This is a genomic window from Halalkalibacter sp. HAAS-P014 (genome assembly GCF_056619965.1).
The window spans coordinates 1-17,973 of record NZ_JBWQTV010000005.1; the positions used below are offsets into that span (position 1 = coordinate 1).

Below are 17,973 nucleotides of genomic sequence, written 5' to 3' on the forward strand. Positions count from 1 at the left end.
TATACCTTTTCAATAAATCTCGGAAATAACAGGTTGACAGAAGGGGTGTTCATCGGTAAACTTTTCCTAGTCTTTATCAACATTGAACTTTAACTTTGAGAGGAGGTGAACGAACATGGCAGATACATTATCACGTGTTACAAAAATCGTTGTTGATCGTCTTGGAGTAGAAGAAGCAGAAGTTAAACCAGAAGCTTCTTTTAAAGATGATTTAGGGGCGGACTCATTAGATGTTGTAGAACTTGTTATGGAACTTGAAGATGAGTTTGATCTAGAAATCTCTGATGAGGAAGCAGAAAAAATTTCAACTGTAGCTGATGTAGTTGATTACATAAACAGCCGTCAGTAGGTGAGGGAAGTCCCATATGCTTGCCATGTGGGACTTACTTTCAAGTCTAGAAAAAAATTAATAAATTCATCATACGTACAATCCGTTGGTTTTAATTAATGATGTTGGAGGTCGCTATGCCACAATCTTCGAAATACTATCGAAAATCGAAGTCCCATTATTCAAATGATCGAAGACGGGGAAATAGAAAAATGAGTCTTACTGAAGACCAGAAGAAAAAGTTTGATGTTTTAATGCAACGAACTGAGTTGACTTTTGAAAATAAAAAGCTCTTAATCCAAGCTTTCACCCATTCATCGTATGTGAATGAGCACCGTATCTATTCCTTCCAAGATAATGAACGACTAGAATTTTTAGGAGATGCCGTTTTAGAGTTATCTGTTTCACAGTTTTTATTTAAAAAATTTAAAACGATGAGTGAAGGGGATATGACAAAATTACGAGCATCAATTGTTTGCGAGCCATCGCTTGCTCAATTTGCTCAAGAATTGAAATTCGGAGAAGTTGTTTTACTTGGAAAAGGAGAGGAAATGACTGGAGGGAGAGCTCGACCTGCACTTTTAGCCGATGTATTTGAGGCTTTCATTGGTGCTCTTTATCTAGATCAAGGATTAGAATCCGTTTTTAAATTTTTAAATGATACGATGTTTCCGAAAATTAATGACGGTGCTTTTTCTCATATGATGGATTTCAAAAGTCAGCTTCAAGAGTTCATTCAGCGTGACAACCTAGGGCAAATTCAATATATCATCGTACAAGAGCGTGGTCCAGCACATAATCGAGAATTTGTTTCCGAAGTGCAATTGAATGAATCTACCCTTGGTATTGGCACTGGTCGTTCAAAGAAAGAAGCAGAGCAGCATGCTGCGCAACAAGCACTAATGAAATTAAGTGAACAAGAAAAGTTAAAATAAAAAATGTCCTCTCGTATTCAAGCGAGAGGACATTTTTTTTATCGTACTATCATCATTTTCGTAATTTACCTAACTCGGTTACAATGGCATCAAGTTCACTTACTGAGAATGATTGTTTCTTTATGACCATTTCATATATGTCACGAAGCTCTTCATATTGTTCTGTATCGAAGCTTTTTGAATTTAGAGCAGCTGCATTAACAATTTGAATTTTCGTTTTGATCTCTTCTAACATAAATTCAATATTATCACGTGTATTTACATCAAGATTCATCGTTTCGCTCCTTTTGATTAATTATGTAAGTATCGTATCATAGACTTGTCCTTTTGTCCTCTCAATCTGTAAATAAGCTTTTTGCTATGGTAAAATAGATAAGTTGTTAATTTAAGTTAGGGGGAAGGAATATGTTCCTCAAGCGACTTGAAGTCGTTGGGTTCAAATCTTTTGCTGAACAAATCAATATTGATTTTGTTCCGGGTGTTACAGCAGTTGTTGGACCAAATGGAAGTGGAAAAAGTAATATTTCAGATAGTATACGCTGGGTTCTAGGTGAACAATCCGCTAAGTCACTCCGAGGGTCAAAAATGGAGGATATTATTTTTGCGGGGAGTGATAGTCGGAAACCATTAAATTATGCTGAAGTTAGTTTGATCTTAGATAATGAAGATCAACATTTATCAATTGATTATAGTGAAGTTAGTGTAACACGTAGAGTGTATCGTTCAGGTGACAGTGAATATCTTTTAAATAAGCAACCCTGTCGCTTAAAGGATATTGTTGATTTATTTCTGGATTCTGGTTTAGGAAGAGAAGCTTACTCTATAATTGGTCAAGGAAAAGTCGAAGAGATTTTAAGTAATAAAGCAGAGGATCGGCGCGTGATCTTTGAAGAAGCAGCAGGTGTTCTCAAGTATAAAACGCGAAAGGTAAAAGCAGAAAAGCGTTTATTAGAAACGCAAGAGAACCTTAACCGTGTGGAAGACATATTACATGAACTAGAAGGACAAGTGGAGCCATTAGAAGTCCAGGCTTCTATTGCAAGAGATTACTTGCAAAAACGAGAAGAGCTAAAAGAAGTAGATATTGCTTTACTTGTGCATGAAATAGATGAGCTGCATGAAACATGGACAACGGAAAAAGAGAAGTTAACAAACTTATTAGAAACATATGAACAGCGTCAACAAAAACTTGAACAAATGGAACAGTTACGGGTCTCTTTGCGTGAGAAAACGAATCAATTATCTACTGAGTTTACAAAATTACAAGAAGAACTTCTACTTGCAAGTGAAGAACTAGAAAAAAGTGAAGGAAAACGTGAAGTATTAAAAGAGCGTAAGAAAAATGCAACTCAAAATAAGGACCAACTTGACCGCTCTATTAAAGATAAACAAGAGCAATTTGAAACGGTTCTAAGTGAGTGGCAAGAAGAACAGACTATTCTTAAGAAAGCTAGTCAAAATTTATCGATGCTGGAAGAGTCAGTCAGGCAAAAGCAGAAATTAATTCAGAGATCTAATGTAGATGTGGAAGAAGAAATTGATCAACTAAAATCAGATTATATTGAAGTGTTGAATGAACAAGCTAGCATTCGTAACGAGCGCCGGTATTTAGAGGAGCAGCTTCAGAAACAGGAGATTCAACAACAACGCCTATTAGTAGAAAATGAAGAGTTACTCGATCATCGTGAGCAATTGATGGTAAAGCTTTCAGCTGCAAAAGAAGTTGTAGAAAGAAAAGAAAGAAATCTAGAGGAAGTTGTTTCAACTTATCGTGATCAGCAACGCGCTTATGAACAAGATAAGCAGAAGTATCAAAAAAAGGAAACTCAGTTATATGAGACGTATCAATTGACTCAAAAGCTGCAGTCTCGAGCAGATGTTCTCGAAGAAATGCAAGCTGATTTTTCAGGTTTTTTCCATGGTGTTAAAGAGGTTTTAAAAGCAAAAGGTAAACAATTAAACGGGGTACATGGTGCTGTAGCAGAACTTATTCAGGTACCTAAAGAATTTGAAATTGCTATTGAAATTGCTCTTGGAGGATCTTCTCAACACATTGTAATGGGGTCAGAAGCTGAGGCGAGGTTTGCCATTCAATTTTTAAAACAAAACCGAATAGGGAGGGCTACATTTTTACCATTACCGATCATTAAGCCGAAAGGGATTCCTGTATCTCAACTTGAGCAAATGCAGAATCATCCTCATTTTATAGGTGTTGCGAAATCATTAGTGGAAAATGATCGTGTTTATGATAGTGTCATTTCCAATTTATTGGGGAATGTGGTTGTTGCCAAAAACCTTCAAGGTGCAAACGAATTAGCGCAACTTTCCGGACATCGCATTCGAATTGTTACCTTAGAGGGGGACGTAGTTAATCCGGGTGGTTCGATGACTGGAGGTTCAGTAAAGCAAAAGCAAACACCTCTTCTTGGCAGAAAAAGAGAATTGGAAGATTTAAAAGAGAAATTGTTGAAGTTAGATCATGTTACTAAGCAACTAGAGCATGAAGTGAAAGCGTTGAAACAAAAGCTTGTAGAGAACGAACGTTACTTAGAAGATCTCCGTCAAAAAGGGGAGAGTGCACGCGAGCAGGTTCAAAGTGCTAAAGTAAATGTGCGTGAATTTGAACGAGAGGTTGAACGATCACAAGACCAATTTTCACGTTTTGATCGCGATAAATCAGGATACCTTGATGAAGTAGAGCGCCTTACTAATCGTCTTGATGAATTAAAACGAACATATGAAGCAGCGGGAGAACAGGCAGAAACGCTAGAGGAACAAGTGAAGACGTTAGAAGGGCAGCAACAAGAACAACGAAAATCAAGAGATAGTCTGCAAGAAGAATTGACTCAAGAAAAAATTAAAGTTGCAACAGCGAAGGAACGATACCATTCTATAGAGGAACGTGCGAGGAGTCTTACTTTGCAAAAAGCAAGGTTAGAAGAAGAACTAACGGAGCTTAAAGATCATTTTGATTTGCTTGTTGGGGAAATGTCAGATCGTTCTAACGGAGAAAGTGGTCTTGAACACAGGATCGAGCGTGGACGCGAGCGTAAAAAAGAATTAGCAGATGCGATTGCTGAAATGAAAAAGGAACGTGAAGAAGTAGATCAGGCTTATAATGAGCTCGAACATACATTGAAACTTCAGCAAACAGAACACGTAAGTCTTGCGGATGAATGTCGTAAAATTGAAGTGAAAGTAAATAGGATGGATGTGGAACTTGATAATAGGTTGACACATCTACGTGATGAATATGAGCTTTCGTTTCAAGCCGCGAAGCAAATGTATAAACTTACATTAGTGCCTGAAGAGGCTAGAACAAAAGTGAAACTTATCAAGCTTGCAATTGAAGAGCTTGGAACCGTAAACTTAGGAGCTATTGAAGAGTATGAACGTGTCCGTGACCGGTTTGAATTCTTAACCGAACAGCAGGAGGATTTACTTACTGCTAAAACGACTTTACATGATGTTATCTCTGAGATGGATGAAGAGATGACAAAGCGGTTTCAAGAGTCATACGTGTCAATCCGTGAGCATTTCCAAACGGTGTTTAAAGACCTATTTGGAGGTGGACATGCCGACTTAGTGTTAACAGATCCTGAGAACCTTTTAGAAACTGGAGTAGAGATTTTGGCGAAACCCCCTGGCAAAAAAATGCAAAATTTAGCTCTGTTATCTGGAGGGGAACGTTCGTTAACCGCTATTGCATTATTATTTGCTATATTAAAAGTGCGCCCCGTTCCATTTTGTGTTCTCGATGAAGTGGAGGCGGCTCTTGATGAAGCAAATGTCAGTCGATTTGCACACTTCTTAAAAGATTTTAGTGGGGCTACTCAATTTATCGTGATTACACACCGTAAAGGAACGATGGAAGAAGCAGACGTGTTGTATGGTGTTACAATGCAAGAATCAGGTGTGTCTCGTCTTGTATCGGTTAAATTGGAAGAAACAAAAGAATTAGTAAAGGGGACATCATAAGGGTATTTCCCTTTTGATGTTTCCAAGGTAAAGCAAGGTTTTAAGATTTGACTGTTGGGTTTGCAAAAGAAAATTTATTAATACTAAGAGAGATAGGTGAGAATATGAGCTTTTTTAAAAAGTTGAAAGATAAGATTACGAATCAAACGACAGACGTGACGGATAAGTTTAAAGAGGGACTTGAGAAAACACGTGATTCATTTGTTGGTCGCATGAATCAACTAGTTTATAAGTACCGTAAAGTTGATGAAGACTTTTTTGAAGAATTAGAAGAACTGTTAATTAGTTCAGATGTTGGTGTAACAACAGTGATGGAATTAATTGACCAATTAAAAGATGAGGTGCGCCTTCGCAATATAAAAGATACTAAGGAAATTCAACCTGTTATTTCGGAGAAACTTGCTGAATTGTTAGAAAAAGAAGGTGATGATACAAGCCTTAATTTGCAAGAAGGTGCGATGACTGTCATTTTGGTAGTAGGCGTAAATGGTGTAGGGAAAACAACATCAATTGGTAAATTAGCTCACCAGTTAAAGCAAGAAGGAAAATCGGTTATGATGGCCGCCGGAGATACGTTTCGTGCAGGTGCAATAGAACAACTTGAGGTATGGGGAGAACGAGTGGGGGTAGATGTTATTAAGCAACAAGAAGGCTCAGATCCAGCAGCTGTAGTGTATGATGCGCTCAAAGCTGCTAAATCTCGTAATGTTGATGTACTCTTATGTGACACGGCAGGCCGGCTTCAAAATAAAGTAAACCTTATGAATGAACTAGAAAAGGTTAAGCGTGTAATTGAACGTGAAGTTCCTGGTGCACCTCACGAGGTTTTGTTGGTTTTGGATGCAACTACAGGACAAAACGCAATGTCGCAAGCTAAGACGTTCGGCAAAGCAACGGATGTATCTGGCATTGTGTTAACGAAACTTGATGGAACGGCAAAGGGTGGGATCGTTTTAGCAATCCGTCACGAATTGGATATTCCTGTTAAATTTGTCGGTCTTGGTGAACAGATGGATGACTTACAAGCATTTGATGCAGAGCAATTTGTTTACGGATTGTTCCGAGAGTTAGTAGAGGCTGAAGTAGAAGAGGAATAAAGAACTAAATGGAAGGGTGTCTAAAATCGCTGTAGTAAGGCAACTTTTTCAGTTATTCGAGATTGTTAAGAAAAAAACTTGACACTTATAACGAGGTGTTGTAACATAATATCTCGTAAAGGGAAATCACTTAACAAGGGGTTGGTTATGTGTTAGATAAGACATTTAGGATGAATTATCTTTTTGATTTCTATCAGTCATTGCTAACACAGAAGCAGCGTAAGTATATGTCATTGTATTATCTTGATGATTTCTCGTTAGGTGAGATTGCTGAGGAGTTTGAAGTTAGTCGCCAAGCCGTATATGATAACATTAAGCGTACAGAAGCAATGTTAGAAGATTACGAAATGAAGTTGATGCTTTTATCGAAATTCAAGAAGCGTTCAAAACTCATAACGAAAATGAAATCAGCAGTAGAAAAAAATGCGACTCCTGAAGAGATCATGTCACTGCTTGACTCTCTTGAGAAATTAGACTAGGAGGCGACAACATGGCATTTGAAGGTTTAGCGGAACGACTGCAAGGAACGTTAACCAAAATTCGTGGAAAAGGGAAAGTAAGCGAACAAGACGTTAAAGAGATGATGCGTGAAGTTCGTTTAGCATTACTTGAAGCGGATGTTAACTTTAAAGTTGTCAAACAATTCATTGCAAGTGTGAAAGAAAAAGCGCTTGGGCAAGAAGTTATGAAAAGCTTAACGCCTGGACAACAAGTAATTAAAGTTGTTAATGAAGAGTTAACTTCATTAATGGGTGGTGAGCAAAGCAAAATTGCTGTCGCACCTAAGTCACCAACTGTGGTTATGATGGTTGGACTTCAAGGGGCAGGTAAGACTACGACTACAGCGAAGCTTGCTAATCATTTACGAAAGAAACATAATAGGCAGCCATTGCTCGTTGCTGCAGATATTTATCGTCCTGCTGCAATTAAACAGTTGGAGACATTAGGGAAGCAATTAAATATGCCAGTCTTTTCACTTGGTGATCAAGTTAGCCCAGTTGAGATTGCGAAGCAAGCCATCGAAAAGGCAAAAGAAGATCATCACGATTATGTTTTAATCGATACAGCCGGTCGGTTGCACATTGATGAAACACTAATGGATGAACTGAGACAGGTAAAAGAAGTTGCCACACCTGATGAAATTTTACTGGTTGTCGATGCAATGACTGGACAAGATGCAGTCAATGTTGCAGAGAGTTTCAATGAACAACTAGACGTTACCGGGGTTGTTCTAACAAAGCTTGATGGTGATACACGTGGTGGTGCTGCGATTTCAGTTAAGGCTGTTACGAATACACCGATTAAATTTGCGGGTATGGGAGAGAAAATTGACCAACTCGAGCCATTCCATCCAGAACGTATGGCTTCTAGAATCCTTGGCATGGGTGATGTTCTTTCACTTATTGAAAAAGCACAAACAAATGTTGATGAAGAAAAAGCCCGTGAACTTGAGAAGAAAATGCGCAATATGGATTTCACATTTGATGATTTCTTAGAACAACTTGATCAAGTGCGAAGTATGGGTCCACTTGATGAACTTTTAAATATGATGCCTGGGATGAATAAAGCTAAGGGATTGAAAGATTTAAAAGTAGACGATAAACAAATCGGTAAAGTTGAAGCGATCGTTCGCTCAATGACAAAGAAAGAAAAACAGGATCCTAGTATTATGAATGCTAGTAGACGTCGCCGAATTGCCAAAGGTAGTGGAACGTCAATTCAAGATGTAAATCGACTCCTCAAGCAATTTGAAGATATGAAGAAAATGATGAAACAAATGACCGGCATGACCTCTGGTAAAGGAAAGAAAAGAGGTAAAGGTCTTGGAGGTTTTAAACTTCCATTTTAACCTAGAAATCCATTTTTCTAGTTGAAATCTAGAGAAATTGATGATATTATAAATTTTTGTGTGAATATTTTTGGAGGTGTCCCACGAATGGCAGTAAAAATTCGTTTAAAACGTATGGGTTCTAAAAAGGCCCCATTTTATCGTGTAGTAGTAGCAGATTCACGCGCACCGCGTGATGGTCGTTTCATCGAAGAGATCGGAACGTACAACCCATTAACTCAACCAGCTAAGGTTGAAATTTCTGAAGAGAAAGCTCTTGACTGGATGTTAAAAGGTGCAAAACCTTCTGATACAGTACGTAACCTTTTCTCTAAAGAAGGTTTAATGGAAAAGCTGCATAACGCAAAAAACTCTAAGTAATGACTATAATTGCTGCAATTAGTGTGAGAAAATCTTCTCATGCTTTTTGCTTATCTGAGTGATATCTATGATCGCTCTGTAGTGCTACTATAATCATTGTCTCTTCTTTTTTATTAACTAGTAAAAGGAGAATATTATGAAAGCGTTAGTTGAACACATTGTAAATGCACTTGTTGACCATCCTGATTATGTTCAAGTTGAAGAAGTAGAAGAGGGCCAAACTCTTAACTTACGATTAACTGTTCATCCTGATGATATAGGCAAGGTTATAGGGAAGCAAGGTCGGACCGTTAAAGCGATTCGCTCGGTATTATTTGCTGCAGCGCCTACGCAACGAATTCGATTAGACATCGTGGATTAGTAACGCAAGAAAGGGTGAGGGATAACCTCTCCCTTTTTCTATTATAAAGATATTCAAATGCTAAAAGAGTCAGAGAATGCATCGATATCAGTAAGTGAATATCCTGTCAGAGAACGTCCTATGTTAGGGGTGTGTGATGAAAATAGTTAGAAATGCAGTGATAAAACATGTTTTAACTGAACAGAGGAAAGAAAAACTCATAAATCAGTTTGAAGCTGAACTTTTGCAATCGAAGCGTGAGATTGAACAATTTACGTTTCTTTTACATAAAAAACTTAAAGGCTCTAGCAAGCATGAACAAGATAAAATACGAGCACGCTATAAACAAGTAATAAAAGAACGCGAGGAAACGATTGAAAACCTCAATTTTAAAATGGAACAAGTAAAACAACTAAAATCAGGTACGGAAATTCGTGAAGGTACAGTAGAGAGCATAATTGAAATAAAGCAAGGTGAACCTTGGCCAGATGTTGATTCGATACCGGAGATAATTATTCAAGATGGAATTGTGAAAGAAATTCGAGAAAGTAGGAATGATGATGACTGAGTGGTTTAAAGTAGGGAAAATTGTTAATACTCATGGAGTTAAGGGAGAAATTCGAGTTATATCTACAACAGATTTTGCTGAAGAACGTTACGCAGTTGGGACTGAATTAATGATAAAAGGGGAGAGTGATAAAGAAATTTTTGTGAATGTACGTCATCACCGTCGTCATAAAAATTTCGATTTGTTGCAATTTGAAGGCTACAACTCAATAAACGACGTCGAACGTTTTAAAGGTTGTACTTTGTACGTCTCCGAACAATATTTAGACGAACTAGAGGAGAACGAATTTTATTATCATGAAATTATTGGTTGTAAGGTTGTGACGGATAAAGGGGAAGAGCTTGGTAAAGTAAAAGAAATCTTTGAAACTGGGGCGAATGATGTTTGGGTTGTTCAGCGCTTCGGTGAGGGAAAAGATATTTTACTTCCGTATATTGAGGACGTTATAAAAGAAATTGATATCGAGAACAATGTTATTCGTGTTCATGTTCTAGAAGGGCTAATTGAATGAAGATTGATATTTTAACTCTTTTCCCTGAGATGTTCACAAACGTTTTTGGGAGTTCAATATTGAAGCATGCAAAAGAATCAGGAGCTGTTTCCTTCAATGTTGTTGATTTTAGGGAATATACGGAAAGTAAACACCGAAAAGTAGATGATTATCCATACGGTGGGGGAGCGGGTATGGTATTACGTGCTCAACCACTATTTGATGCTGTCGAAGATTTGAATAAAGACAAACAAACGAAACCTCGAGTTGTGTTGCTTTGTCCTCAAGGGCAACGCTACAATCAAAAAAAAGCAGAGGAACTAAGTCGAGAAGAGCATATCATTCTTCTCTGTGGCCATTATGAAGGCTATGATGAGAGAGTGAGAGAATATCTTGTTACGGATGAAATATCGATTGGTGATTACGTATTAACAGGTGGAGAACTAGGAGCAATGGTCATTGCTGATAGTGTTGCGCGTTTACTACCTGGGGTACTGGGAAACAAGGAATCAGCGATAACCGATTCATTTTCGACCGGTTTATTAGAACACCCTCATTATACAAGACCAGCTGAATTTCGTGGTATGAAAGTGCCCGATGTGCTCTTATCAGGACATCACAAAAATATCGAGGAATGGAGGCAACGTGAGTCACTTCGGAGAACGTGGGAAAGACGCCCGGATTTGCTTGCTGATAAAGATTTAAGTGAGAAGGAAAAGAAATGGTTAGAGGAATTTTCGAAAAAAGAATGATGACCACTTATTTGTGAGTGTATTTGCTTTTGTGAAAAGTAAAAAAACTACACCTAGTCTTAGGTTTTATGAAAGAGAAAAATCGACCTTTTCTTGAAATCCCTCTTGTGATTCATGTATGCATATGGTATTATAGTTTTTGTGGCTTAAGGCCTGTTATTACGATGTTCCGCTGTAGTATTTGGCTAACATGAGCATCTGTATGGAAGGAGTGGAATTATATGAACAACATTATCCGTGAAATTACTAGTGAGCAACTACGTAGTGATCTTCCAGCGTTTCGTCCTGGTGACACTTTAGTTATCCACGTTAAAGTTGTTGAGGGTACTCGTGAGCGTATTCAGTTATTCGAAGGCGTTGTAATTAAGCGTCGTGGTACTGGAATTAGCGAAACTTTCACAGCGCGTAAGATTTCGTACGGTGTAGGAGTTGAACGTACATTCCCATTACATTCACCTAAGATCGCTAAGATCGAAGTGAAGCGTCGCGGTAAAGTACGTCGTGCTAAACTTTACTACCTACGTAGCCTACGTGGTAAAAAAGCTCGTATTAAAGAAATTCGATAAAGAGCGAGGAAAAGAGCTTAGGAGACTAAGCTCTTTTTTTTAGATATGTAATGAAGGGGAATCCTTTTCAATAAAGGATCTTCGGAAGGTTTTTTTTATAAAATACAAGAGTGAAAGTCCATGGCTTGCTCTATTACACGCTCAAATACCCTAAAAAAATATAGGCCGACATCTAGACGTTAGATGTGGTAAACTATTGCTTGTGATTATTTACATAACGGAGGAGGGCGATACATGAGTAAGGAGAAGAAAGAATCTTGGGAGTGGCTGAAAGCGGTCGTTATAGCACTTGTCCTTGCATTTGTTATTCGTCAGTTCTTATTTGCTCCAGTGATCGTTGATGGGGAATCGATGATGCCGACACTAGAACACACTGATAGAATGATCGTTAATAAAGTCGGTTATACTTTTGGGCAACCTGACCGATTTGATATTATTGTTTTTCATGCTCCGGCTGGGAAGGACTATATAAAACGTATTATTGGTTTACCTGGAGATGTGATTGAGTACAGTGATGATGTACTCTTTGTTAATGGCAAAGCGATGGATGAGCCATTTTTAGATGAACTAAAACAAGTATACAATGGGGATAGGTTAACGGGAGATTTCCAAGCGATTACAGTTCCTGAAAATGAATTATTCGTCCTAGGGGATAATCGAGGGAGAAGTAAAGATAGTCGTGATATTGGAACGATTCATGTTGATGATGTTATTGGAAAAGCTAATATTGTATTTTGGCCTATTTCAAATTTTCGCATCGTAAAGTAGGAGGTGAGCGTAATGACGATTCAATGGTTTCCTGGCCATATGGCTAAAGCTAGAAGAGAAGTGACAGAAAAACTAAAGTTTATTGATGTTGTGATAGAGCTTTTAGATGCACGAGTTCCATTAGCGTCTAGAAATCCAATGATTGATGAAATAGTTTCTCATAAACCGAGATTAATCTTATTAAATAAAGCCGATTTGGCTGACCAGTCAGTTACCGAACAATGGAAAGCCTATTTTGAGGAAAAAGGGGCAAAAGTACTTTCTGTTAATGCGCAAACTGGTAAAGGAACAGATAAGATTCCAAATGCATGTAAACAATTAGCAAAGCCGATCATTGAGAAAATGATCTCTAAAGGAATGAAGCCTAGAGCTGTCCGTGCAATGATATTAGGTATTCCAAATGTAGGTAAGTCTACCCTAATTAATCGTCTGGCATCGAAGCGCACAGCAGAGGTTGGAGATCGTCCAGGGGTGACGAAACGACAACAATGGATTAAGGTTGGGAAAGAATTAGAACTTCTAGATACACCAGGGATCTTGTGGCCGAAATTTGAGGATCAAATAATTGGTTATCGCTTAGCGGCAACAGGTGCGATAAAGGATGAGTTGTTAGATTTTCAAGATATATCGTTGTTTATTTTAAATTATTTAAAAGACCACTATCCTACTTTAATAAAGCAACGTTACAAATTAGATGACGTTCCAGAAGATGGATTAACTCTATTTGAAGAAATAGGAAAAAAGCGTGGTTGTTTATTAAGTGGGGGCTATATAGATTACGACAAAGCTGCAGAGATCATCTTACGTGAAATGCGTAATGGGACTTTGGGTAGAATATCGTTAGAAAGACCAGATAATATATAGAGCCGGTTGATAGGGCCATAAATAGGCTTTATCACCGGTTTTTCAATTTTTTATCAAAAAAGTGCTTATCGTAATAAAAATGATGGCCGATATAAGAAGTAAGGAGTTGAATAGCAGTGACACTTTCGATAAAAGAACTAGAAGAAAAATTAATGACCCGAAATGATATAGATGATAAGCTGCTACAGAACCTTTTGCAAGATGAGCGTAAAGGTGTAAAGAATCTATTGAAACGTTATGAAGCAAAGAAAAATAAGAGATTAGCATTGGAAAAAATGCATATGGAAATGCTAACCTATGAAGCACAATTACGTAAAGAAGGTTGCATGCATATCGCGGGGGTTGATGAGGTTGGCAGAGGCCCATTAGCTGGGCCAGTCGTGGCTGCAGCGGTTGTCTTGCCTTCTGACTTTAAGTTATTAGGTTTAACAGATTCAAAAAAGTTAACGAAAGAGAAACGTGAAATTTTTTATGAAGTTATTAAGGAGAAAGCTATTGCTTATTCTGTAAAGATGATTCATGTAGATCAAATTGATGAAATTAATATCTATGAATCTACGAAACTTGCCATGATAAAAGCTATTACTGATATTGATGTTAAATTAGATCATTTATTGCTTGATGCGATTTCCCTTAATATTCCTATTGAACAAACTTCTTTAGTTAAAGGAGATCAGAAAAGTTTATCAATTGCTGCTAGTTCTGTATTGGCAAAAGTAACACGCGATCGTTATATGAAAGAAATTGATCAGGAATTTCCTGGTTATGGATTTAGTAGTCATGTAGGTTATGGAACCAAAGAGCATCTTGAAGCGATTAAACAGTTTGGTATTACTAGAGAGCATCGCAGATCGTTTAAACCAATAAGAGACTTCGTATAAAAAATAGGAGACAAGTCATGTTTCAATCTCATATCCAAAGTCAACCTACATTACATACAAACAACGTTCAGCAAGTAAAGGCTTTAACTTTAACAAGAGGACAACTTTTACAAGGGAAGGTAACGAAAGTATTTCCTAATAACTTGGCGATGTTAACGATGAATGGTATGCAGTTAACCGCACACCTTGAGGCAGCTTTAATTGTGGGACAACGGTATTGGTTTGAGGTGAAGGATGGAAAAGGCCTTCCACATCTAAAGGTTTTACAAGGTCACAAAGCTTTTACATCTTCTAAAGAGGGGATAATCCAACAACTAGGATTGCCTGAAGCCAAAGGGGCGGAATCACTTGTTGAAAAATTAGCTAGTAGACAGATCCCATTTTCTAGAGAGACGATTACGAACAGTCTGCAAATATTAGGCTCACTGCAGCAACTCAATGAAAAAGGATTTGAAACGATTGCGGCAATGCTTCAAAAGCAAATCGTTATCTCAAATGAGTCATATTTAGCATTTCAAGTTAATGAACAAAAAAACCAATAAGTGAACAGTTGATGGAGCTAGCAACTCTTCTAAAAAATGTGCAAAATGACAAAGCGAATAAAATAGTAGAATTGATCTATAAAATAATGCCGACTCTAGGCCAAGAATCAATAAATGTTTCGCATCTTAAATCAATTGTTTCGATGCTAGGATATAATTATGAGCATAATATTGTTCGCTTTCTTCATGGTGAAGTTCCAAAAGAGCCACTTTTTGAGGATCAGTTAAAAGCTTTATTAATTAGTCTACAAACTGAAAAGCTTACTACACCAATTAAAAAGCAAGCAAATCAAACACTGTTGCAATTAACAGCACAACAATTGTTGATGCACGAGCAGATAGGCCCCAAGCATCAACTTTTATTTCAAATACCTTTAAATTTTGGTATTTTACAAACTGATATGACAATGCAATGGGAAGGTAAAAAAACAGAGGATGGACAATTAGATTCATCCTATTGCCGTATTCTTTTTTATCTAGAGTTGGAAAGGTTAGAAGAAACGATTGTAGATTTACAGATCCAAAATCGGGTCGTTACGATTAGCATCTTTAATGAGAAAGAAAAACCACAAGCTTTAATTGAGCTTCTATCCCTAACCTTAAAAAAGGCTCTGAAAGAACACGATTATCAACTTCTATCCGTTACTTGGAAACCTATTAAAGCGATAAAAAATGGAAATCTGACTTCAACATACCAACCAGTTTCAAGCTATCAAGGAGTTGATATCCGCGTATGAATAAATCAAATAAGGTCAAAAAGGAGGCCGTTGCACTACGGTATAATGTTGAGACGGATGACTCACCAAAGGTAATTGGTAAGGGAAAAGGTTTACTAGCAGAAGAAATTATCTTAAAAGCGAAGGAACATAATATTCCCATTCAAGAAGATTCTTCTCTTGTTGAAATGTTAGCGCAATTGCAATTGAATCAGACGATTCCCGATGAGCTTTATGAAGTAGTTGCTGAAGTTTTTGCTTTTATTTACCAAATTGATCAACATGAAAAGAAAGCTGGCAAATAATAGATGTGTTTTTTTAGGGCACACTATTAATGCCAGCTTTTTTCTGGTAATTCTGTTAAGAAAGGAACAGGTAGATATGAAAGATGGAAAATTTGTTATCCCTGAAGCTAAGCCCGATCTTACAAGATTTAAAGAAGAATATGCTCATGAATTTGGTATTCACCATTCCATACAAGAAACGGATGCAAAGGTAAAGTTAGCAAAGTTTTTTTCTAAACAAAAAGAAAAAGAAAATAACGATAATGATCAAAAAAAACAAGTAGATAAAACTGAAAAATAGTTGTTTAAAGCCAAGAAATAAACTATATGACAATATTTCTTTCACGGCTTCTTAATCATGTTCTAAACGTGAAATGTCGAAGTTTTTCTACTAATTTGAATTGGTGAGGGATTTACCCCTCCCCAATTTGAGAAAACAATGGTAGAATAGAAAAGGATTCAGCCATTCACATAAAAGTGAAGAATGGAATGAAATTACATGCAGTTGATAGGAGGATGGAGAGAGAATGAATATCCACGAGTATCAAGGGAAAGAGCTTCTACGCCAGTATGGTGTTGCTGTTCCTAATGGGAAAGTAGCGTTTTCTGTTGAGGAAGCAGTTGAAGCAGCAAAGGAATTAGGTTCAAGTGTTAATGTTGTAAAAGCACAAATCCATGCAGGTGGACGTGGGAAAGCTGGCGGTGTAAAAGTCGCAAAGAATTTAGATGAAGTTCGTACATATGCTGATGAAATTCTTGGTAAGACGTTAATTACTCACCAGACCGGACCAGAAGGTAAAGAGGTAAAGCGCTTACTAATTGAAGAAGGGTGCGATATTAAAAAAGAATACTACATTGGTTTAGTATTAGATCGTGCAACTTCAAGTGTAGTAATGATGGCTTCTGAAGAAGGTGGAACAGAAATTGAAGAAGTTGCAGAAGCAACTCCTGAGAAAATTTTTAAAGAAGTAATCGATCCTGCAGTTGGTCTTCAAGGATTCCAAGCGCGTCGTCTTGCGTTTAACATAAATATTCCTAAGGAACTTGTGGGTCAAGCCGTTAAATTTATGCTAGGTCTTTATCAAGTATTTGTTGAGAAAGATTGCTCGATTGCAGAAATTAACCCTCTTGTCACAACAGGTGATGGTAAAGTTATGGCATTAGATGCAAAATTGAACTTTGATTCAAATGCTCTTTATCGCCAAAAAGGCATTTTAGAGTATCGTGACCTAGAAGAAGAAGATGAAAAGGAAATCGAAGCTTCGAAATATGATCTAAGCTATATTTCATTAGATGGAAATATTGGTTGTATGGTTAATGGTGCTGGTCTAGCGATGGCAACGATGGACATCATCAAACATTACAATGGTGATCCGGCTAACTTCCTTGACGTAGGTGGCGGTGCTACTGCAGAAAAGGTAACAGAGGCGTTTAAGATCATCCTTTCTGACGATAGTGTTAAAGGTATTTTCGTTAATATCTTTGGTGGTATTATGAAGTGTGACATTATCGCTGAGGGTGTTGTAGAGGCTACAAAACAAGTAGGTCTTGAAATTCCTCTAGTTGTTCGTTTAGAAGGAACAAATGTAGATTTAGGTAAACAAATCCTTAAAGATTCAGGATTGAACATTACAGCTGCGGATTCAATGGCTGATGGCGCACAAAAAATCGTTTCATTAGTGAAATAGAAAGGCGGGACATGAGAGAATGAGTATCCTTATTAACAAAGATACAAAAGTAATTGTGCAAGGGATTACAGGAGCAACAGGTTTGTTCCATACACAACAAGCTGTTGAGTACGGTACAAATATTGTTGGTGGAGTAACACCTGGTAAAGGTGGTACAGAAGTTGAAGGAATTCCAGTATTCAACACAGTTGAAGATGCTGTGAAAGCAACAGGTGCAAATGCATCAGTTATTTATGTTCCACCTGCATTTGCTGCAGATGCTATTATGGAAGCAACTGATGCAGAACTAGATTTAGCAATTTGTATTACTGAAGGAATTCCTGTTTTAGATATGGTAAACGTAAGACGCTATATGGAAGGCAAGAAAACTCGTTTAGTGGGACCGAACTGCCCAGGTGTTATTACGCCTGAAGAATGTAAAATTGGTATTATGCCAGGATACATCCATAAAAAAGGTCATGTTGGCGTAGTTTCTCGTTCTGGTACACTTACGTATGAAGCGGTTCACCAATTATCAACGAATGGTATCGGACAATCAACAGCTGTAGGTATCGGTGGTGACCCGGTTAATGGAACTGACTTTATTGATGTACTTAACTTATTCAATGAAGATCCAGACACGTATGCTGTTATCATGATTGGTGAAATTGGTGGAACAGCTGAGGAAGAAGCTGCTGAATGGGTAAAAGCAAATATGACAAAACCAGTTGTTGGATTTATTGGTGGTCAAACAGCGCCTCCAGGAAAACGTATGGGACACGCTGGTGCGATTATTTCTGGTGGAAAAGGTACAGCAGCAGAAAAAATCAAAACAATGGAAAACTGCGGTATTAAAGTAGCTGAAACACCATCAGTAATGGGTGAAACATTAATCTCTGCACTAAAAGAGCAAGGATTGCTTGAAAAGTGCACAACGCATAAAGTAACGAACTAATGTAAATAAGAAGAAAGTCCTCTCACTAGAGGG

At 37.6% G+C, this 17,973-nt stretch carries 22 protein-coding genes; 21 read left to right on the forward strand and 1 reads right to left on the reverse strand.

Translation table 11 applies throughout. From position 1 onward, the window contains the following. Positions 1-115 precede the first annotated feature (115 nt). Together acpP and rnc are read left to right on the forward strand one after the other, a co-directional pair. Positions 116-349: an acyl carrier protein gene (gene acpP / locus AC1FXZ_RS03750; protein ID WP_034740877.1), complete on the forward strand. Its 234-nt coding sequence runs from the start codon at positions 116-118 to the stop codon at positions 347-349. 116 nt (positions 350-465) lie between these two features. Further along, positions 466-1,263, forward strand: coding sequence for a ribonuclease III (gene rnc, locus AC1FXZ_RS03755; RefSeq protein WP_480051141.1), 798 nt, complete (start codon positions 466-468; stop codon positions 1,261-1,263). 52 nt (positions 1,264-1,315) lie between these two features. Here rnc and AC1FXZ_RS03760 read toward each other — a convergent pair whose 3' ends face one another. Next, positions 1,316-1,537 (reverse strand): DUF1128 domain-containing protein, encoded by a 222-nt coding sequence (locus AC1FXZ_RS03760; protein WP_480051143.1) that lies wholly within the window; start codon positions 1,535-1,537, stop codon positions 1,316-1,318. Between the two features lie 131 nt (positions 1,538-1,668). On the opposite strand from AC1FXZ_RS03760, the gene smc reads away from it, so the two are divergent. The 19 genes from smc (at position 1,669) to sucD (ending at position 17,940) form a co-directional block, all read left to right on the forward strand. Beyond that, complete coding sequence (smc, locus tag AC1FXZ_RS03765; RefSeq protein ID WP_480051145.1) at positions 1,669-5,241, forward strand: chromosome segregation protein SMC; 3,573 nt, start codon at positions 1,669-1,671, stop codon at positions 5,239-5,241. A gap of 104 nt (positions 5,242-5,345) precedes the next feature. After that, positions 5,346-6,338 (forward strand): signal recognition particle-docking protein FtsY, encoded by a 993-nt coding sequence (gene ftsY, locus AC1FXZ_RS03770; protein ID WP_480051147.1) that lies wholly within the window; start codon positions 5,346-5,348, stop codon positions 6,336-6,338. A gap of 170 nt (positions 6,339-6,508) precedes the next feature. Next, complete coding sequence (locus AC1FXZ_RS03775) at positions 6,509-6,817, forward strand: putative DNA-binding protein (RefSeq protein WP_480051515.1); 309 nt, start codon at positions 6,509-6,511, stop codon at positions 6,815-6,817. Positions 6,818-6,828: 11 nt separating this feature from the next. Beyond that, positions 6,829-8,187 carry a signal recognition particle protein gene (gene ffh, locus AC1FXZ_RS03780; RefSeq protein ID WP_480051149.1) on the forward strand — a complete coding sequence of 453 codons (1,359 nt, stop codon included), beginning with the start codon at positions 6,829-6,831 and terminating at the stop codon, positions 8,185-8,187. 87 nt (positions 8,188-8,274) lie between these two features. Beyond that, positions 8,275-8,547, forward strand: coding sequence for a 30S ribosomal protein S16 (gene rpsP / locus AC1FXZ_RS03785; RefSeq protein ID WP_480051151.1), 273 nt, complete (start codon positions 8,275-8,277; stop codon positions 8,545-8,547). A 136-nt stretch (positions 8,548-8,683) separates the two neighbouring features. Further along, on the forward strand, positions 8,684-8,908 hold the full coding sequence (locus tag AC1FXZ_RS03790) for a KH domain-containing protein (protein ID WP_480051152.1): 225 nt from the start codon (positions 8,684-8,686) through the stop codon (positions 8,906-8,908). 136 nt (positions 8,909-9,044) lie between these two features. After that, entirely contained in the window at positions 9,045-9,455 is a 411-nt protein-coding gene (locus AC1FXZ_RS03795) for a YlqD family protein (protein WP_480051153.1), read from the forward strand. After that, on the forward strand, positions 9,448-9,966 hold the full coding sequence (gene rimM / locus AC1FXZ_RS03800; RefSeq protein ID WP_480051155.1) for a ribosome maturation factor RimM: 519 nt from the start codon (positions 9,448-9,450) through the stop codon (positions 9,964-9,966). The genes AC1FXZ_RS03795 and rimM overlap by 8 nt, the downstream gene beginning before the upstream one ends. After that, positions 9,963-10,697 carry a tRNA (guanosine(37)-N1)-methyltransferase TrmD gene (gene trmD, locus AC1FXZ_RS03805; RefSeq protein ID WP_480051157.1) on the forward strand — a complete coding sequence of 245 codons (735 nt, stop codon included), beginning with the start codon at positions 9,963-9,965 and terminating at the stop codon, positions 10,695-10,697. The genes rimM and trmD overlap by 4 nt, the downstream gene beginning before the upstream one ends. 221 nt (positions 10,698-10,918) lie before the next feature. Next, a complete protein-coding gene (gene rplS, locus AC1FXZ_RS03810; RefSeq protein WP_034629686.1) occupies positions 10,919-11,263 on the forward strand; it encodes a 50S ribosomal protein L19 in 345 nt (114 codons plus the stop codon). Positions 11,264-11,497: 234 nt separating this feature from the next. After that, complete coding sequence (gene lepB, locus AC1FXZ_RS03815; RefSeq protein WP_480051159.1) at positions 11,498-12,031, forward strand: signal peptidase I; 534 nt, start codon at positions 11,498-11,500, stop codon at positions 12,029-12,031. Between the two features lie 12 nt (positions 12,032-12,043). Beyond that, entirely contained in the window at positions 12,044-12,895 is an 852-nt protein-coding gene (gene ylqF / locus AC1FXZ_RS03820) for a ribosome biogenesis GTPase YlqF (protein ID WP_480051161.1), read from the forward strand. Between the two features lie 116 nt (positions 12,896-13,011). Beyond that, a complete protein-coding gene (locus AC1FXZ_RS03825; protein ID WP_480051163.1) occupies positions 13,012-13,776 on the forward strand; it encodes a ribonuclease HII in 765 nt (254 codons plus the stop codon). 17 nt (positions 13,777-13,793) lie between these two features. After that, positions 13,794-14,318, forward strand: a complete 525-nt coding sequence (locus AC1FXZ_RS03830) for a hypothetical protein (protein WP_480051165.1) — start codon at positions 13,794-13,796, stop codon at positions 14,316-14,318. Positions 14,319-14,329: 11 nt separating this feature from the next. Further along, positions 14,330-15,055 carry a hypothetical protein gene (locus AC1FXZ_RS03835; RefSeq protein ID WP_480051167.1) on the forward strand — a complete coding sequence of 242 codons (726 nt, stop codon included), beginning with the start codon at positions 14,330-14,332 and terminating at the stop codon, positions 15,053-15,055. Then, complete coding sequence (locus AC1FXZ_RS03840) at positions 15,052-15,339, forward strand: EscU/YscU/HrcU family type III secretion system export apparatus switch protein (protein ID WP_480051169.1); 288 nt, start codon at positions 15,052-15,054, stop codon at positions 15,337-15,339. The genes AC1FXZ_RS03835 and AC1FXZ_RS03840 overlap by 4 nt, the downstream gene beginning before the upstream one ends. A gap of 76 nt (positions 15,340-15,415) precedes the next feature. After that, entirely contained in the window at positions 15,416-15,619 is a 204-nt protein-coding gene (locus AC1FXZ_RS03845) for a small, acid-soluble spore protein, alpha/beta type (protein ID WP_480051171.1), read from the forward strand. 226 nt (positions 15,620-15,845) lie between these two features. Then, the gene (gene sucC, locus AC1FXZ_RS03850) at positions 15,846-17,006 is read left to right on the forward strand and encodes an ADP-forming succinate--CoA ligase subunit beta (RefSeq protein WP_480051173.1); all 1,161 of its coding nucleotides are present in this window, start codon (positions 15,846-15,848) and stop codon (positions 17,004-17,006) included. Between the two features lie 19 nt (positions 17,007-17,025). Beyond that, the gene (gene sucD / locus AC1FXZ_RS03855; protein WP_480051175.1) at positions 17,026-17,940 is read left to right on the forward strand and encodes a succinate--CoA ligase subunit alpha; all 915 of its coding nucleotides are present in this window, start codon (positions 17,026-17,028) and stop codon (positions 17,938-17,940) included. Positions 17,941-17,973: the final 33 nt, after the last annotated feature.

What these genes read in the sequence shown, in the direction of transcription:
- AC1FXZ_RS03835 (WP_480051167.1), top strand. Translation starts at nt 14,330, where the DNA reads ATGGAGCTAGCAACTCTTCTAAAAAATGTGCAAAATGACAAAGCGAAT.
- ftsY (WP_480051147.1), top strand. Translation starts at nt 5,346, where the DNA reads ATGAGCTTTTTTAAAAAGTTGAAAGATAAGATTACGAATCAAACGACA.
- rimM (WP_480051155.1), top strand. Translation starts at nt 9,448, where the DNA reads ATGACTGAGTGGTTTAAAGTAGGGAAAATTGTTAATACTCATGGAGTT.
- rpsP (WP_480051151.1), top strand. Translation starts at nt 8,275, where the DNA reads ATGGCAGTAAAAATTCGTTTAAAACGTATGGGTTCTAAAAAGGCCCCA.
- AC1FXZ_RS03830 (WP_480051165.1), top strand. Translation starts at nt 13,794, where the DNA reads ATGTTTCAATCTCATATCCAAAGTCAACCTACATTACATACAAACAAC.
- acpP (WP_034740877.1), top strand. Translation starts at nt 116, where the DNA reads ATGGCAGATACATTATCACGTGTTACAAAAATCGTTGTTGATCGTCTT.
- lepB (WP_480051159.1), top strand. Translation starts at nt 11,498, where the DNA reads ATGAGTAAGGAGAAGAAAGAATCTTGGGAGTGGCTGAAAGCGGTCGTT.
- AC1FXZ_RS03790 (WP_480051152.1), top strand. Translation starts at nt 8,684, where the DNA reads ATGAAAGCGTTAGTTGAACACATTGTAAATGCACTTGTTGACCATCCT.
- ylqF (WP_480051161.1), top strand. Translation starts at nt 12,044, where the DNA reads ATGACGATTCAATGGTTTCCTGGCCATATGGCTAAAGCTAGAAGAGAA.
- AC1FXZ_RS03775 (WP_480051515.1), top strand. Translation starts at nt 6,509, where the DNA reads ATGAATTATCTTTTTGATTTCTATCAGTCATTGCTAACACAGAAGCAG.
- rnc (WP_480051141.1), top strand. Translation starts at nt 466, where the DNA reads ATGCCACAATCTTCGAAATACTATCGAAAATCGAAGTCCCATTATTCA.
- ffh (WP_480051149.1), top strand. Translation starts at nt 6,829, where the DNA reads ATGGCATTTGAAGGTTTAGCGGAACGACTGCAAGGAACGTTAACCAAA.
- smc (WP_480051145.1), top strand. Translation starts at nt 1,669, where the DNA reads ATGTTCCTCAAGCGACTTGAAGTCGTTGGGTTCAAATCTTTTGCTGAA.
- AC1FXZ_RS03845 (WP_480051171.1), top strand. Translation starts at nt 15,416, where the DNA reads ATGAAAGATGGAAAATTTGTTATCCCTGAAGCTAAGCCCGATCTTACA.
- rplS (WP_034629686.1), top strand. Translation starts at nt 10,919, where the DNA reads ATGAACAACATTATCCGTGAAATTACTAGTGAGCAACTACGTAGTGAT.
- sucC (WP_480051173.1), top strand. Translation starts at nt 15,846, where the DNA reads ATGAATATCCACGAGTATCAAGGGAAAGAGCTTCTACGCCAGTATGGT.
- AC1FXZ_RS03760 (WP_480051143.1), bottom strand. Translation starts at nt 1,537, where the DNA reads ATGAATCTTGATGTAAATACACGTGATAATATTGAATTTATGTTAGAA.
- trmD (WP_480051157.1), top strand. Translation starts at nt 9,963, where the DNA reads ATGAAGATTGATATTTTAACTCTTTTCCCTGAGATGTTCACAAACGTT.
- AC1FXZ_RS03795 (WP_480051153.1), top strand. Translation starts at nt 9,045, where the DNA reads ATGAAAATAGTTAGAAATGCAGTGATAAAACATGTTTTAACTGAACAG.
- AC1FXZ_RS03840 (WP_480051169.1), top strand. Translation starts at nt 15,052, where the DNA reads ATGAATAAATCAAATAAGGTCAAAAAGGAGGCCGTTGCACTACGGTAT.
- sucD (WP_480051175.1), top strand. Translation starts at nt 17,026, where the DNA reads ATGAGTATCCTTATTAACAAAGATACAAAAGTAATTGTGCAAGGGATT.